At 61.8% G+C, this 14,877-nt stretch carries 13 protein-coding genes; 6 read left to right on the forward strand and 7 right to left on the reverse strand.

Going from position 1 to position 14,877, the window contains the following annotated elements:
• Nucleotides 1–156 precede the first annotated feature (156 nt).
• From QRN10_RS16410 to QRN10_RS16420, 3 genes are all read left to right on the forward strand, one after another.
• A complete protein-coding gene (locus QRN10_RS16410) occupies nucleotides 157–1,923 on the forward strand; it encodes a sensor histidine kinase (RefSeq protein ID WP_181079001.1) in 1,767 nt (588 codons plus the stop codon).
• On the forward strand, nucleotides 1,917–3,242 hold the full coding sequence (gene mifR, locus QRN10_RS16415; RefSeq protein WP_181078999.1) for a two-component system response regulator MifR: 1,326 nt from the start codon (nucleotides 1,917–1,919) through the stop codon (nucleotides 3,240–3,242). The genes QRN10_RS16410 and mifR overlap by 7 nt, the downstream gene beginning before the upstream one ends.
• Nucleotides 3,243–3,426: 184 nt before the next feature.
• Nucleotides 3,427–4,746 carry an MFS transporter gene (locus QRN10_RS16420; RefSeq protein ID WP_181078997.1) on the forward strand — a complete coding sequence of 440 codons (1,320 nt, stop codon included), beginning with the start codon at nucleotides 3,427–3,429 and terminating at the stop codon, nucleotides 4,744–4,746.
• A gap of 54 nt (nucleotides 4,747–4,800) precedes the next feature.
• Here the strand turns inward: QRN10_RS16420 and QRN10_RS16425 are convergent, their stop codons facing one another.
• Nucleotides 4,801–5,556 carry a COG4705 family protein gene (locus tag QRN10_RS16425; protein WP_285428716.1) on the reverse strand — a complete coding sequence of 252 codons (756 nt, stop codon included), beginning with the start codon at nucleotides 5,554–5,556 and terminating at the stop codon, nucleotides 4,801–4,803.
• 176 nt (nucleotides 5,557–5,732) lie between these two features.
• Here QRN10_RS16425 and QRN10_RS16430 point away from each other — a divergent pair, with 176 nt between their 5' ends.
• Nucleotides 5,733–6,365: a flavin reductase family protein gene (locus QRN10_RS16430; protein ID WP_181078992.1), complete on the forward strand. Its 633-nt coding sequence runs from the start codon at nucleotides 5,733–5,735 to the stop codon at nucleotides 6,363–6,365.
• A 120-nt stretch (nucleotides 6,366–6,485) separates the two neighbouring features.
• Here the strand turns inward: QRN10_RS16430 and QRN10_RS16435 are convergent, their stop codons facing one another.
• Both QRN10_RS16435 and QRN10_RS16440 read right to left on the reverse strand, forming a co-directional pair.
• Nucleotides 6,486–6,731, reverse strand: coding sequence for a hypothetical protein (locus tag QRN10_RS16435; RefSeq protein ID WP_253509185.1), 246 nt, complete (start codon nucleotides 6,729–6,731; stop codon nucleotides 6,486–6,488).
• Nucleotides 6,732–6,773: 42 nt separating this feature from the next.
• Entirely contained in the window at nucleotides 6,774–7,115 is a 342-nt protein-coding gene (locus QRN10_RS16440) for a putative quinol monooxygenase (protein ID WP_181078988.1), read from the reverse strand.
• A 327-nt stretch (nucleotides 7,116–7,442) separates the two neighbouring features.
• On the opposite strand from QRN10_RS16440, the gene QRN10_RS16445 reads away from it, so the two are divergent.
• Nucleotides 7,443–8,372, forward strand: coding sequence for an AraC family transcriptional regulator (locus QRN10_RS16445; RefSeq protein ID WP_181078986.1), 930 nt, complete (start codon nucleotides 7,443–7,445; stop codon nucleotides 8,370–8,372).
• 138 nt (nucleotides 8,373–8,510) lie between these two features.
• Here QRN10_RS16445 and QRN10_RS16450 read toward each other — a convergent pair whose 3' ends face one another.
• The 4 genes from QRN10_RS16450 to edd all read right to left on the reverse strand — a co-directional run bounded on the left by QRN10_RS16450 (nucleotide 8,511) and on the right by edd (nucleotide 13,567).
• On the reverse strand, nucleotides 8,511–9,980 hold the full coding sequence (locus QRN10_RS16450) for an ATP-binding protein (RefSeq protein WP_181078984.1): 1,470 nt from the start codon (nucleotides 9,978–9,980) through the stop codon (nucleotides 8,511–8,513).
• Nucleotides 9,970–10,701: a response regulator gene (locus QRN10_RS16455; RefSeq protein WP_181078982.1), complete on the reverse strand. Its 732-nt coding sequence runs from the start codon at nucleotides 10,699–10,701 to the stop codon at nucleotides 9,970–9,972. The genes QRN10_RS16450 and QRN10_RS16455 overlap by 11 nt, the downstream gene beginning before the upstream one ends.
• Nucleotides 10,702–10,787: 86 nt before the next feature.
• Complete coding sequence (locus QRN10_RS16460) at nucleotides 10,788–11,744, reverse strand: glucokinase (protein WP_181078980.1); 957 nt, start codon at nucleotides 11,742–11,744, stop codon at nucleotides 10,788–10,790.
• Nucleotides 11,741–13,567 carry a phosphogluconate dehydratase gene (edd, locus tag QRN10_RS16465; RefSeq protein WP_181078978.1) on the reverse strand — a complete coding sequence of 609 codons (1,827 nt, stop codon included), beginning with the start codon at nucleotides 13,565–13,567 and terminating at the stop codon, nucleotides 11,741–11,743. The genes QRN10_RS16460 and edd overlap by 4 nt, the downstream gene beginning before the upstream one ends.
• 221 nt (nucleotides 13,568–13,788) lie before the next feature.
• Between edd and gap the strand changes: the two genes are divergently transcribed.
• Nucleotides 13,789–14,790: a type I glyceraldehyde-3-phosphate dehydrogenase gene (gap, locus tag QRN10_RS16470; RefSeq protein WP_181078976.1), complete on the forward strand. Its 1,002-nt coding sequence runs from the start codon at nucleotides 13,789–13,791 to the stop codon at nucleotides 14,788–14,790.
• Nucleotides 14,791–14,877: the final 87 nt, after the last annotated feature.

Consider the following 14,877-nt stretch of genomic DNA (forward strand, 5'->3'; position numbering starts at 1 on the left):
CAGAAAAAGCGACCGATGCGATCAGCACGGTCGCTTTTTTATTGCCCGCCCATTTCTCAGTGGGGAGCCTGCTTATCTACAACCACCGCGCGCACCACAAGACCTCTACCGCTCATGCTATGGTGCACTCCCCTTACCGTGCCTGTTCATCACCGTATGATCGCGATCCCTCGCCCCCTGCGCCTGACGTTCTATTCCCTGCTGATCATCGCCGGTGCGGTGCTGGCCGCGGCCCTGGCCACGCGGCATGCCGAGCGCCAGGCACTGGTGGACGATGCCGCCCGCGCCAATCAGCAACTGGCGTTGTATGCCAACTCCCTGCATACCCTGATCGAACGCTACCGCGCCCTGCCCGCCGTACTGGCGCTGGACTCGGAAATGATCAACGCACTCAAGGGCCCGCTGGACGCCGCCACCCAGGACCTGCTCAACCGAAAGCTGGAACGCATCAACAACGCCGCGCAGTCATCCACCCTGGAGCTGATGGACCACACCGGCCTGGCCGTGGCGGCCAGTAACTGGAACCTGCCGAGCAGTTATGTGGGTCACAACTACGCGTTCCGACCTTATTTCAGCCAGACCCGCAGCCAGGGCACCGGACGCTTCTACGCGGTGGGGGTGACGACGGGGATTCCCGGCTACTTCCTCTCCAGCGCGGTGCTGGATGAACACGAGCAGTTCCTTGGCGCCATGGTGGTCAAGCTGGAATTCCCCGAGCTTGAGCGCGAATGGGCCCAGGGCGACGATCTGCTGCTGGTCAGCGACGCGCGCGGCATCGTGTTTATCGCCAACCAGCCGGGCTGGCGCTACCGCAACCTGCGACCGCTGTCGGACAGCGACCTTGCCGAACTCAAGGCCACCCGCCAATACGACAAAAAGCAACTGCAGCCGCTCGAAAGCCAGCCGCTGCAACGCTTCGATGAAAACAGTCACCTGATGCACGTAAGCGGCCCCGATGGCAGCGCCGATTACATCTGGGAATCCCTGCCGCTGAAGGCCGAAGGCTGGACCCTGCACCTGTTACGCAAACCGCAGCTCGCGTTCGAGGATCAACGCAATGCCGGGCTGGCCGCCGCCGGGTCGTGGCTGGCGCTGGTGTTCCTGGTGCTGTTCCTGACCCAGCGTTGGCGTCTGGCCCGCCTGCGCCAGCGCAGCCGCGAAGAGCTGGAGCGCCTGGTGGAAGAGCGTACCCAGGCCCTGCGCACCGCCCAGGACGGCCTGGTGCAGTCCGCCAAGCTGGCGGCCCTGGGGCAGATGTCGGCGGCTCTCGCTCATGAAATCAACCAGCCGTTGACGGCCCAGCGCATGCAACTGGCCACCCTGCGCCTGCTGCTCGACCATGGTCGCGTGGATGACGCCTACAAGGCGCTCACGCCGCTGGACGATATGCTCACGCGCATGGCCGCGCTGACCGGCCATCTCAAGACCTTCGCGCGCAAAAGCCCCAGCGGCCTGCGCGAACGCCTGGACCTGGCCACCGTGGTCGATCAATCCCTGCAGTTGCTCGACGCGCGCCTGCGCGATGAAGGCATCGGCACCGTGCTGGACCTGACTCGGCCCGCCTGGGTGCGCGGCGATGCGATTCGCTTGGAACAAGTGCTGATCAACCTGCTGCGCAACGCGCTCGACGCCATGGCCGATAAGCCGCGCAAGCGTCTGGAAATCCGCTTGCACGCCGACCAGCAGCTGTGGCAACTGACGGTCAGCGACAGCGGCGGCGGTATTGCCGAAGAGCATCTGAACAATGTATTCGACCCGTTCTTCACCACCAAACCGGTGGGCGACGGGCTGGGCCTGGGGCTGGCAGTGTCCTACGCCATCGTGCACGAACTCGGCGGGCGCCTGAGCGCCGGCAACCGAGGCGATGGCGCGGTGTTCACCCTCACCCTGCCGATCGCACTGGAGGCCGCCGAGCCATGTTGAACACCGTAATTGTGGTCGATGACGAAGCCAGCATTCGCACGGCCGTGGAGCAATGGTTGAGCCTGTCAGGCTTCGACGTGCAGTTGTTCAGCCGCGCCGAGGCATGCCTGGCGCAACTGCCCAGGGACTTCGCCGGGGTGATCCTGAGCGATGTGCGCATGCCAGGGCTCAGTGGTCTGGAGTTGCTGGCCGAAGTGCAACGACGCGATGCGGACTTGCCGGTGATCCTGCTCACCGGTCACGGTGATGTGCCGATGGCTGTCGAGGCGATGCGCGACGGTGCCTACGACTTCCTCGAAAAGCCCTTCAGCCCCGATGCCCTGCTCAACAGCCTGCGTCGCGCCCTGGACAAACGCAGCTTGATCCTGGAGAACCGCCGTCTGCATCAGCAGGCCGGCCAGCGGGCACAGTTGGAGTCGAGCTTGCTGGGCATGTCGCGCGCGCTGCAGAACCTGCGCCGCCAGGTGCTGGACCTGGCGGCCCTGCCGGTCAATGTGCTGATCCGCGGCGAAACCGGCAGCGGCAAGGAACTGGTCGCCCGTTGCCTGCATGATTTTGGGCCGAGGGCAAAAAAGCCCTTTGTGGCGCTCAACTGCGCGGCGATTCCCGAGCAACTGTTCGAGGCCGAACTGTTCGGGCATGAAAGCGGAGCCTTTACCGGGGCCCAGGGCAAGCGCGTCGGCAAACTGGAGTATGCCCATGGTGGCACCCTGTTCCTCGATGAAATCGAGAGCATGCCCCTGGCCCAGCAGGTCAAGCTGCTGCGGGTGTTGCAGGAGCAGAAACTTGAGCGCCTGGGTTCCAACCAGAGCATCCACGTGGATCTGCGCATCATCGCCGCGACCAAGCCCGACCTGCTGGAAGAGGCCCGCGCCGGGCGCTTTCGTGAAGATCTGGCGTATCGCCTGAACGTTGCGCAACTGCGCCTGCCTCCGCTGCGCGAACGCCGTGAAGATATTCCTCTGCTCTACGAGCACTTTGCGCACAGCGCCGCCGAGCGCCTCGGCCGCACGGTCGAACCACTCGGCGGTGCGCAGCTGGGTCGTCTGCTCAGCCATGACTGGCCGGGCAATGTTCGCGAGCTGGCCAACGTCGCCGAACGTCAGGTACTGGGGTTGGGCGAACCGGAGCCGGAAGGTATCGAGGCCGGGCAATCCCTGGCGGCGCAGCAGGAAGCATTCGAAGCACAGTGCCTGAAAGCCGCGCTGACGCGGCACAAGGGCGATATCAAGGCGGTTCTGGCCGAACTGCAACTGCCTCGGCGAACCTTCAACGAAAAGATGCAGCGCCACGGCTTGACCCGAGAAGCGTTCCTCTGAGCGCAGCATCCGGCTTAGGCGGATTTCCGCTTATCGCCTGAAAAGCATCGGCGAATATCCGCTCAAAAAAAACCGGCGACCCTTCTAGGCCGGGCCTTCATCCCCCTGGCACAGCTCCTGCTATAGCCCCAGCCAGGCTGCGCTCACGCGGCTTCATAAAAACAACTAGATGAAGGTTCCTTCGATGGATAACTCCAACACCCTGCCTGCAGGGTCGGCAGCCGTGCCGACCAAAGAACGCACCACCACCAGCCGGATCAAATCGATCTTCAGCGGCTCGGTGGGCAACATGGTCGAGTGGTATGACTGGTATGTCTATGCCGCCTTCTCGCTGTACTTCGCCAAAGCCTTTTTCCCTAAAGGCGACACCACCGCCCAATTACTCAATACCGCCGCGATCTTCGCCGTGGGCTTCCTGATGCGCCCGATCGGCGGCTGGCTGATGGGTTTGTATGCAGACTACAAAGGTCGCAAGGCCGCGCTGATGGCCTCGGTACTGCTGATGTGCTTCGGCTCGCTGATCATCGCCCTCAGCCCCGGCTACGAAACCATTGGTGTCGGTGCACCGATCCTGCTGGTATTTGCGCGCCTGCTGCAGGGCTTATCGGTGGGTGGCGAATACGGCACCTCGGCCACCTACCTGAGTGAAATGGCAACCAAGGAACGCCGGGGCTTCTTCTCCAGCTTCCAGTACGTGACCCTGATCTCCGGCCAGCTCATCGCGCTGGCGGTATTGATCGTGCTGCAACAAGTGCTCACCACCGAGCAACTCTACGACTGGGGCTGGCGTATCCCGTTCGCCATCGGCGCCCTGTGTGCCGTGGTCGCGCTGTACCTGCGTCGCGGCATGGAAGAAACCGAGTCGTTCACCAAGAAGGAAAAAGCCAAGGAAAGCGCCATGCGCACCTTGCTGCGGCACCCCAAGGAACTGATGACCGTGGTCGGCCTGACCATGGGCGGCACCCTGGCGTTCTACACCTACACCACCTACATGCAGAAATACCTGGTGAACACCGTCGGCATGAGCATTTCCGACTCCACCACCATCTCGGCGGCGACGCTGTTTCTGTTCATGTGCCTGCAACCTATCGTCGGCGGGCTGTCGGACAAGGTCGGGCGCCGGCCGATCCTGATCGCCTTCGGCATCCTCGGCACGCTGTTCACCGTGCCGATCCTCAGCACCTTGCACACCATCCAGACCTGGTGGGGCGCGTTCTTCCTGATCATGGCGGCGCTGATCATTGTCAGCGGCTACACCTCGATCAACGCGGTGGTCAAAGCCGAACTGTTCCCCACTGAAATCCGCGCCCTGGGCGTCGGCCTGCCGTACGCGCTGACCGTGTCGATCTTCGGCGGTACCGCTGAATACATCGCGTTGTGGTTCAAGAGCATCGGGATGGAAACCGGATACTACTGGTACGTGACCGCGTGTATCGCGGTGTCGCTGGTGGTCTATGTGACCATGAAGGACACCCGCAAGCACTCGCGGATTACGACGGACTAACGCTTGGATGCAGTAACAAATGTGGGAGCGGGCTTGCCCCTCCCACATTTTGAATCAGGACAACTGCGCCACATCGGCCCGTCCATACCGCCTTTGCGCATACGAAGCCCCGGCAATCATTACCACCAGCACGGCCGCCAATACCGCCGAAGAGCCAATGGTGCCAAAATCCAATCCGCCCTTTTCGTGGGGCTTGGTCAAGAAGTCGCCCAGGGTTGCGCCAAAAGGCCGGGTCAACACAAATGCTACCCAGAACAACAGCACCGAAGAGATTTGGGTGAAGTACTTGAGCACCACCACCACCGCGATGGTCGAGCCAATCAGCAGGGCCCCGCCAGCAAAGCCCAACCCCGAATCATCCGCCAGGAAATCGCCCAGAGCCGTTCCCAGGGTGTTGGAAAACAGGATGGCCATCCAATAGAACAACTCGCCTCGGAAGGTCTGCACCTTGTTCACGTTCAGCGAGTCACCGCTGAGGTGCCACAATGCAAAGATGATCATCAGTATCACAATCAGGATCATCGACCCGGTGGCGTAACCCAAGCCCAGGGTGCGATCCATGAAGTCGGACATGGTAGTGCCGGCAGTGCTGGTGGACAAAATCACGATCCAGTACAGCACCGGGTTGTAGGTTTTCGACCAAAGTTGCGTCACCAGAGTGACCAGGAACACGCTGATCAAAATCATCGAGCTGATGGCGTAACCGACGTTCAGGGTCATCGATAGCAAGTCACCGGCGGTTTCGCCCAAGGTGGTTGCGCAGATTTTCATGACCCAGAACGCCAGGGTGATCTGAGGAAGTTTGTTCATGCGGTTGAAGGCTCCGAGGCTCAGTCTTATAAGGGGTGTCGACCTAGGCGCAGACTGAATGGGCCGCTGTGAAAAATAGGTGGGCGCTGAATGAAAATTCCATCGGCGCATGGAAATTCGTCGCTGTGGATTGCACTATGGCTGCCTTCCAGAACCCCACAGCAGGAACCCGGCCCATGCCTGACGATATCCACTTCTACGAACCGGCCAACGGCCACGGCCTGCCCCATGACCCGTTCAACGCCATCGTCGGCCCACGGCCGATCGGTTGGATTTCGTCACACGACAACGAGGGCCGGCTGAACCTGGCGCCCTACAGTTTCTTCAACGCGTTCAACTACGTTCCGCCGATCATTGGGTTCTCCAGCGTCGGGCGCAAAGACAGCCTGAACAACATCGAACAGACCGGCGAGTTCGTCTGGAACCTGGCCACCCGCCCGTTGGCCGATCAGATGAACCAGAGCTGCGCGGCGGTCTCGCCGGACGTGAATGAATTCGAGCTGTCCGGCCTGACCCCGGTGCCGTCGAAAATCGTGGGCGTACCGCGGGTGGGCGAAAGCCCGGTGTCGTTCGAGTGCAAGGTGACGCAAATCATCCAGTTGCAACGTGCCGATAAGGCGCTGGTGCCAAGCTGGCTGGTGCTGGGCGAAGTGGTCGCCGTTCACATTGCCAAGTGGCTGCTCAAGGACGGCGTGTACGACACCGCCGCCGCCGAGCCGATTTTGCGTGGTGGCGGCCCGGCGGATTACTTCCAGTTGGGGCCGGAGGCGTTATTCAAGATGTACCGCCCAGGCGCCAGCAAACCCTGACTGAAATACAGTCAAACTGTGGGAGGGGCTTGCCCCCGATGGCCATGGGTATCTACACATAACCTGAGAAAATGAGGTTCTTGTGGCGAGCTCCCTTCCACATCAGATCAGCGCCGTTGTTCAGCGGGTGGCGCTCGCCCAGGTCAGTTGACCTTCTTCATCCACATTCACAAGCTGCTCAAGCTGCACGGTGGCCGCATCATCGGCATCGGAGGCAGTTTTGAACGTCTGCCCATCGAGGATCTTGTGAAACCGCGGGGCGCCCATGCCGTCCAGCGCTTTGACGGCGACGGCGGCGCTGTAGCCCCCTTCACCCGGTACTACGGCGGAAACGGCTTCGTGCTGAGCAAATTGTTTACGTGCCATGTTGCAGGTCCTGGCCAATGGAAAAGGTGGCCATTCTAACCATTAACCGGCCAGTTGCAGGTACTCACCGTAGGCATTGACGGCGCAGGCATCGGTGAAGGTCTGGAAGTCTATGCTGCGCACGACCATGTCGTTCAACAGTTCGGTAAAGATCATCAGGGCCGGCGAGTTGAAGTAGGCGCTCATCGCCTGCTCGCTGCTCCAGAGGCCCGAGACCAGCCACACATCGGGATCGACCTGGGAATGCTGCAACGAAAATTGCAGGCAACCCTGCGCCTGGCGGCCCGGTTCGATCAAACTGCTCAAGCGTGCACCCAGTTCGGTGCTGCACCCGCTGCGGGCGCGGATAAAGGCCATATGGCTCGCGGGAATGGGGGTGGACATATTCGACTCTCCCGTTGAGAAGTGATGCTCGGCAAGCACTGTGGAGGTGTGTTGCCACAGGATCAACGATAACGGCGCGGGTGCGAGCGCGGTTAGTCGATTCCTGCCGGCTTATTGCACGATCCTGCGAGAAGCGTAGATAGGACGTCGGGCCGGCGGCTTTATTCCACACCCAAACGCCGTGTTTCAGGCGCGTGACACGCCCGGCGCTTGCCTGATTGACGATAGGCCGCAGGATCAGGCAAGGATCGGGCAGAATCGACCTAACACATTTTGAAAAGCCGCCGCTAAGCTGGCCCCATCACAGCAGCCTGCAGAGGACGCGCCATGTCGTCACCCGAACATCAGCCCACCCCCCTCGATGCCGAGATGGAAAAACAGCGTGCTGAACTGGCCAGCATCGTGCACCGGCATACCTGGGAAGATGGTTCCTACGGCACCGCAATCACTTCGTTGTACCTGAACCGCCACAACGCACCGCGAGACTTTATGCCGGTACTGGTGGAGCCCGCGTTGTGCATCCTCGCCAACGGCAGCAAAGAAGTGCGCCTGGCCGACGAAGTTTTCGCCTATGACCCGCTCAACTATCTAGTGTTTTCCGTGGCGATGCCCGTGGCCGGGCGAGTCATTGATGCGACGCCCGAGGACCCGAACCTGTCGGTGCGCATCAATATCGACCCGGCGCAGCTCACAGCGCTGATTGCCGAGGCCGGCCCCATGGGCGTGCCCACGCGCCCGACCTCGCGCGGGATGTACGTGGACCGTATCGACACCCAGTTGCTCGACGCCGTGCTGCGCCTGGCACGTTTGCTGGATACGCCCAAAGACATCGCCATGCTCGCGCCCCTGATCAATCGCGAGATCCTGTACCGGCTGCTGCGCGGGCCGCAGGGCTATCGGCTGTATGAAATTGCGGTGGCCAACAGTCAGAGCCATCGGGTGAGCCAGGCGATCAAGTGGCTGAACGGCAATTACGAACAGCCGCTTCGCATTGATGATTTGGCCAAGGAAGTGAACCTGAGCGTCTCGACCTTGCACCATCGCTTCAAGGCGATCACGGCAATGAGCCCGCTGCAGTACCAGAAGCAACTGCGCCTGCAGGAAGCGCGCAGGCTGATGATTGCCGAAGGGCTGGAAGCGTCGGCGGCCGGTTATCGGGTGGGGTATGAAAGCCCATCGCAGTTCAGCCGCGAGTACAGCCGTTTGTTCGGCGCGCCACCGCTGCGGGATCTGGCGCGGCTGCGCCAAAGCATCTGACACACGAGAGAAACGCTGGTGACAAAGGGCTGGCTCGATAGCAGTGCGTCAGCCAAGCCATCCAGTGACTGAAGCCCCGTCATCGGGGGGCAAGTCGAATCGTCGCACCGCCCCTCCCACCTTTGTCCAATCGTGTTATCAGTCCAGGGTTCGGGGCAGTTGCAGGGTGACGCGCAAGCCGCCCTCGCGCAGGTTCTGCAAGCTCACCTCACCGCCATGGCTGTGGGCAATGTTGCGCGCGATGCCCAACCCCAGGCCGTAGCCTTGCTGCTGGCCGGCGAGGCGAAAGTGCGGCTCGAACACTTGCTCCAGACGTTGCTCCGGTACACCGGGGCCTTCGTCATCCACATGCAGGATGAATTCCGCGCCGTCGTCCTCAATATGCAAATGGGCGTTCTGCCCGTACTTCAACGCGTTGTCGATCAGGTTGCCGATGCAGCGTTTGAGCGCCAACGGTTTGCCCGGGTACGCCGCCAGCGCCATGCCATCCAGGGTCACGCGGCCGTTGCCGTTGGGCGCCACGTACGGCTCCACCAGGCATTCGAGCACATGGTTGAGGTCGACCGGCTGGATGTTCTCGTGAATATCGGTGTCTTTCACGCATTGCAGCGCGCCCTTGACCAGCAATTCCAGCTCATCCAGGTCACGACCGAACTTGGCCTGCAGGTTCTCGTCTTCCAACAGTTCCACGCGCAGGCGCAGGCGCGTGATGGGTGTACGCAGATCGTGGGAAATCGCACTGAACAACTGGCTGCGTTCGGTCAGGTAGCGGCTGATGCGCTCGCGCATGGCATTGAACGCACGGCCCACTTCCACCACTTCACTGCCGCCGCCCTCGGCCACCGGCTCGACGTCGGCGCCCAGGGACATGTCCCGCGCCGCCAGCGCCAGGCGTTTGAGGGGCCGACTCTGCCAATGCACCAGCAGGCCTATGAACAGAAGTAGAAAGCCACTGGTCAGCACGATAAACCACACCTGCTGGGACGGCAGGCCCTGCTCTTCCAGACTGGTGTAGGGCTCGGGCAACAGCGAGGCGATATACAGCCACTCGCCGGGCGCCAGTTGAATCTGGGTCACCAGCACCGGCGGGTTCACCGGTTCCAGGGTCAGTGCGTAGTGCGCCCAGGAGCGTGGCAATTCATCGAGTTTGAGGCCGGCGTTGAAAATCCGCAGGTCTTCGGCGCTGACGAACTCCACCGAGATATGCACATCGGCGCCCAGGGTCTGACGCAGCACTTCATCCACCGCGGTCAGCACCGCCTGTTTGCGCGGGGTTTCGGGCAGCACCTGCATGTCCAGCGGGCGATCGTTGAGGGTCACCACAAAGCGGGTGCCGCCCATGCTGCGCAGTTGGTCAAGCACCAACGGGCGATAGGCCACCGGCAGCGAGCGGAAATAACTCACGCTGGCGGTCATCGAATGCGCCAGGCTGCGCGCGCTGGTGACCAGGCCTTCGAGCTGGGTGGCGCGCAACTGTGAGACCCAGATCACGCTGGACAGTGCCTGGGCGAACAGCACTGCCAGCAATGTGAGCAACAGCATGCGCCCCAATAGCGAGCGCGGTACCGGAAACCGGCGACGCCGTTCGCTCACCGGCTCAATGGGCATTGCCGGCAACCACGTTGGCTGCCAGTTGATAGCCGCTGCCGCGCACGGTGCGAATCAGCCGCGGAGGTTTTTCGGTATCGCGCAGGCGTTGGCGCAGGCGGCTGACGGCCATGTCGACGATACGGTCCAGCGGCATCAGGTCGCGGCCACGGGTGGCGTTGCCGATGGTGTCGCGGTCGAGGATTTCCTGGGGATGGTCGAGAAACAATTTGAGCAGGGCAAAGTCGGCCCCGGACAGGATCACTTCTTCGCCGTCGACGTGGAACAGCCGGTGGCTGATCATGTCCAGCCGCCATTCGTCGAACACCAGCACATCGCCCCCGGTGTTGCGCTCCTGGAACTGGCAGCGGCGCAACAGCGCCTTGATCCGCGCCTGCAGCTCACGCGGGCTGAACGGCTTGCCGATGTAGTCATCGGCGCCCAGCTCCAGGCCGATCACGCGGTCGGCTTCGTCGGAGCTGGCGGTAAGCATGATGATCGGCACCTGCGCCTGGCGCGGGTGCTGGCGAATCCAGCGGCACAGGCTGAAACCGTCTTCGTCCGGCAACATCACATCGAGGATGACCAGGTCGCACGGCGCCTCGTTCATCGCCTGACGGAATCCCGCGCCATCCGGCACCCCCCGCACCTGGAAACCGGCGCGACTGAGGTAGGTCTGCAGCAACTCGCGGATTTCCTGGTCGTCGTCGACGAGGAGAATCGATTTACTGATTACGCTCACGGGGTCCTCCTTGTTGTTATGCGGTGTAGTTGAAGGCCTCATGGGGGCAAGCCCCCTTCCACACTGATGTGGGAAGCCATCACTGCCTAAGCAAATGCCTGCTCCAGCGCCACACCCGCCCCGGTCAAGCCGGAATACGGCGCGGTCACCAGCCACACCGGAATACCGTTGAAGTAGTCGCTCATGCAGCCCTTGTCACGAAAGCTCCCGGCAAAGCCGCTTTGAATGAAGAAGTCGGCAAACCTCGGTATTACCCCGCCCACGATATACACACCACCACGTCCACCGGTGGTCAGTACATTGTTACCCGCCACTCGGCCCAGCCAGATGCTGAACTGGTCCAACACTTCCATGGCAATCGGGTCGCCGGCCAGGCCAGCCGCCGTGATGGCTTCGGGGGTGTCCAGCTGCGGCGTGTGGCCATCAACCGCACAGATTGCCCGATACAGACGCGGCAAACCACCACCGCTCAAGGCCGTCTCTGCGCTGACGTGGCCGATTTCGTTATAGATATGCTGCCACAGCTGGGTTTCCCTCGGGCTGCTCAAAGGCAGGTCGACATGGCCGCCCTCCCCCGGCAAGGCCGCGAAACGACCCGCGCCAAGATCCAGCAAGGTGCCGACGCCCAGCCCCGTGCCTGGCCCGATCACCACCGCCGGACGCAGCGGTTCCGGCGTGCCCTCGCAGACCACGCGAAATTCATCGGGCTGCAGCCGGGTCATCCCCAGGGCCATGGCCGAAAAATCGTTGATCAGCAGCAGCTCATCCACCTGCAGCGTCTTGCAGAAAGCGGTCTTGCTCAAGCGCCAGTGATTGTTGGTGAACTTGAACTCATCGCCACTCACCGGCCCGGCCACCGACAGGCATACCGCGCCGATATCGCCGATTTGCAGGCCTTCTTCCATGAGGTATACCAGGATGGCCGCCTCGGGACTGTCGTAGTCCGCCGTGGCGTGCACGCGGATCGAATGCAGGGCCTGATCCCGCCACAACGCAAAACGCGCGTTGGTACCGCCAATGTCACCGACCAGCGCTAACTTCACTTAAGCGTCTCCAGGGCAGAGGTAAAGGCGCTGGCGCCCTGCTCTGCGGAGCTTGCGGCCAAGCGCATAAATGCAAACAGCTCGCGACCGGCCCCCACGTTGTTGCCCAACAGACCCGTGGCAGGCGCGCGCGCTGCGAATTCTTCGGCGTCCACCTTAAGCTCCAGGGTGCCTTTGACGCCATCCACGCGAATGATATCGCCATCGCGCACGCGTGCCAGCGGCCCGCCGCTTTGAGCTTCGGGGTTCACATGGATCGCGGCGGGGATCTTACCCGACGCGCCGGACATGCGCCCGTCTGTCACCAACGCCACTTTGAAGCCACGGTCCTGCAACACACCCAGAAACGGCGTCATTTTGTGCAGTTCCGGCATGCCATTGGAGCGCGGGCCCTGGAAACGCATCACCGCGACGAAGTCTTTCTCCAACTCGCCGGCCTTAAACGCATCGGCCAGGTCCTGTTGGTCCTGGAACACCACCGCCGGCGCTTCGACGATCTGATGCTCGAGGGCCACGGCCGAGACTTTCATCACGCCACGGCCGAGGTTGCCTTCCATCACGCGCAGGCCGCCTTCGGGCGAGAACGCGCGGGCCACCGGGCGCAGGATGGCTTCGTCGAGGCTCTCGATCGGGCCGTCGCGCCAGATCAGCTCGCCGTCGACCAGGAACGGTTCCTGGGTGTAGCGACTCAGCCCCTTGCCGGCCACGGTGTTGACGTCTTCATGCAGCAGGCCGGCTTCAAGCAGTTCACGAATCAGGAACGACATGCCCCCCGCCGCCTGGAAGTGGTTGATGTCAGCCTTGCCGTTTGGATAGACGTGGGACAGGGTCGGTACCACCTCGGAGAGGTCAGCCATGTCCTGCCAGGTCAGGATGATACCCGCCGACATGGCGATGGCCGGCATGTGCAGGGTGTGGTTGGTGGAGCCGCCGGTGGCATTCAGGGCCACGATGGAATTGACGATGGATTTTTCGTCGACGATTTCGCCGATCGGGGTGAAGTTGCCGTTGGCCTTGGTCAGGCGCGTGACCTGATGCGCGGCTTCGCGGGTCAGTGCGTCACGCAGCGGCGTATACGGGTTGACGAACGAAGCGCCGGGCAGGTGCAGACCCATCACTTCCATCAGCAGCTGGTTGGTGTTGGCGGTGCCATAGAAGGTGCAGGTGCCGGGGCTGTGATAGGACTGCATCTCCGACTCCAGCAGCTCTTCGCGGCTGGCCTTGCCTTCGGCGTAGCGCTGGCGCACATCGGCCTTCTGCTTGTTGGAGATGCCCGACGGCATCGGCCCGCCCGGCACGAAGATCATCGGCAGGTGGCCGTAGCGCAGTGCGCCCATCATCAGGCCGGGCACGATCTTGTCGCAGATACCCAGCATCAGTGCCGCATCGAACATGTTGTGCGACAGCGCCACTGCCGTGGACATGGCGATGACTTCACGGCTGAGCAGGCTCAGCTCCATGCCCGGCTCGCCCTGGGTTACGCCGTCGCACATCGCCGGGGTGCCGCCGGCGAACTGGCCGACCGAGCCGACTTCACGCAGGGCTTTCTTTATTTGTTCAGGGAAATGTTCGTAGGGCTGATGCGCCGAGAGCATGTCGTTATATGAAGAAACAATTGCCACGTTAGCGGCGTTCATCATGCGCAGGCTCTGTTTGTCTTCGGTGCCGCAACCGGCCACGCCATGGGCGAAGTTGGCGCATTGCAGCTTGCCGCGCATCGGGCCGTCGCTGGCGGCGCCGCGAATGAGCGCAAGGTAAGCCTGGCGGGTGGCGCGGCTGCGGGCGATAAGCCGTTCGGTGACCTCAAGGACGCGGGGATGCATGTGTAGAACTCCAGGCTAACGGATGTGGCGACCTGAGTGTCTATGCTGATCAAACGCCCGCAGCGCATGGGATGGCAGGGTGTCGTTTGGATCATCGGACCAGTTGATTCAGGTCACTCGTTGTAGATTGAACAAAATATTGCCACTAAAAAGGCTTGTTTTCTATTTTTATGCGAATAATCTTGTAATTCTTACAACAAATCGACGACAGGCACTCTCCAATGACTCTTCGTATCGCAATCAATGGTTTTGGCCGTATCGGCCGTAATGTCCTGCGCGCACTGTATACCCAAGGCTACCGCCAGGATTTGCAGATCGTCGCCATCAATGATCTGGGCGACAGTTCGATCAATGCCCACTTGCTCAAATTCGACACCGTACACGGTACTTTCGATGCAGAGGTTGCCCACGATCAGGAAAGCCTGACCGTCAATGGCGACCGGATTGCCGTGAGTGCCATTCGCAACCCGGCCGAACTGCCGTGGGCCGCGCTGAACATCGACGTGGTGTTTGAATGCACCGGCCTGTTCACCGATCGCGCCAAGGCCGCCGCCCATATCACTGCCGGCGCGCGCAAAGTGATCATCTCCGCCCCCGCCAAGGGCGCAGACGCCACCGTGGTCTACGGCGTTAACCATGACATCCTGCGTCAATCCCATCAGATCATCTCCAACGCCTCGTGCACCACCAACTGCCTGGCGCCGGTGGCCCAGGTGCTGCACCGTGAACTGGGCATCGAAAGCGGCTTGATGACCACAATCCACGCCTACACCAACGACCAGAACCTGACCGACGTGTACCACACCGACCCGTACCGCGCGCGTTCGGCCACCCAGAACATGATCCCGAGCAAGACCGGCGCCGCCGAAGCGGTCGGCCTGGTGCTGCCGGAACTGGCGGGCAAACTGACCGGCATGGCCGTGCGGGTGCCGGTGATCAACGTGTCCCTGGTGGACCTCACCGTGCAACTGAAGAAAGAAGCCACGGCCGAGCAAGTCAACGCACTGCTCAAGGACGCCAGCCAGCACTCCAAAATTCTCGGCTACAACACCCTGCCGCTGGTTTCCAGCGACTTCAACCACAATCCGCTGTCGTCGATCTTCGACGCCAATCACACCAAGGTCAGCGGTAAATTGCTGAAAGTGCTCGCCTGGTACGACAACGAGTGGGGCTTCTCCAACCGAATGCTGGATAACTGCCTGGCACTCTGTAACGCCGAGTAATGTAGTTTGCGTGGGAGGGGGGTTGCCTCCTCCCACTGTGGTTTTGGTGTAACGCAGAAAAGAATAGCCACTTGCCATTTGCGTTGA

This window comes from Pseudomonas sp. lyk4-R2A-8, from assembly GCF_030209095.1.
In the GTDB taxonomy this organism is placed as follows: domain Bacteria; phylum Pseudomonadota; class Gammaproteobacteria; order Pseudomonadales; family Pseudomonadaceae; genus Aquipseudomonas; species Aquipseudomonas quebecensis.

Coding starts and splice junctions, on each gene's coding strand:
- QRN10_RS16410 (WP_181079001.1), top strand. CDS start 157: ATGATCGCGATCCCTCGCCCCCTGCGCCTGACGTTCTATTCCCTGCTG.
- mifR (WP_181078999.1), top strand. CDS start 1,917: ATGTTGAACACCGTAATTGTGGTCGATGACGAAGCCAGCATTCGCACG.
- QRN10_RS16420 (WP_181078997.1), top strand. CDS start 3,427: ATGGATAACTCCAACACCCTGCCTGCAGGGTCGGCAGCCGTGCCGACC.
- QRN10_RS16425 (WP_285428716.1), bottom strand. CDS start 5,556: ATGAACAAACTTCCTCAGATCACCCTGGCGTTCTGGGTCATGAAAATC.
- QRN10_RS16430 (WP_181078992.1), top strand. CDS start 5,733: ATGCCTGACGATATCCACTTCTACGAACCGGCCAACGGCCACGGCCTG.
- QRN10_RS16435 (WP_253509185.1), bottom strand. CDS start 6,731: ATGGCACGTAAACAATTTGCTCAGCACGAAGCCGTTTCCGCCGTAGTA.
- QRN10_RS16440 (WP_181078988.1), bottom strand. CDS start 7,115: ATGTCCACCCCCATTCCCGCGAGCCATATGGCCTTTATCCGCGCCCGC.
- QRN10_RS16445 (WP_181078986.1), top strand. CDS start 7,443: ATGTCGTCACCCGAACATCAGCCCACCCCCCTCGATGCCGAGATGGAA.
- QRN10_RS16450 (WP_181078984.1), bottom strand. CDS start 9,980: ATGCCCATTGAGCCGGTGAGCGAACGGCGTCGCCGGTTTCCGGTACCG.
- edd (WP_181078978.1), bottom strand. CDS start 13,567: ATGCATCCCCGCGTCCTTGAGGTCACCGAACGGCTTATCGCCCGCAGC.
- gap (WP_181078976.1), top strand. CDS start 13,789: ATGACTCTTCGTATCGCAATCAATGGTTTTGGCCGTATCGGCCGTAAT.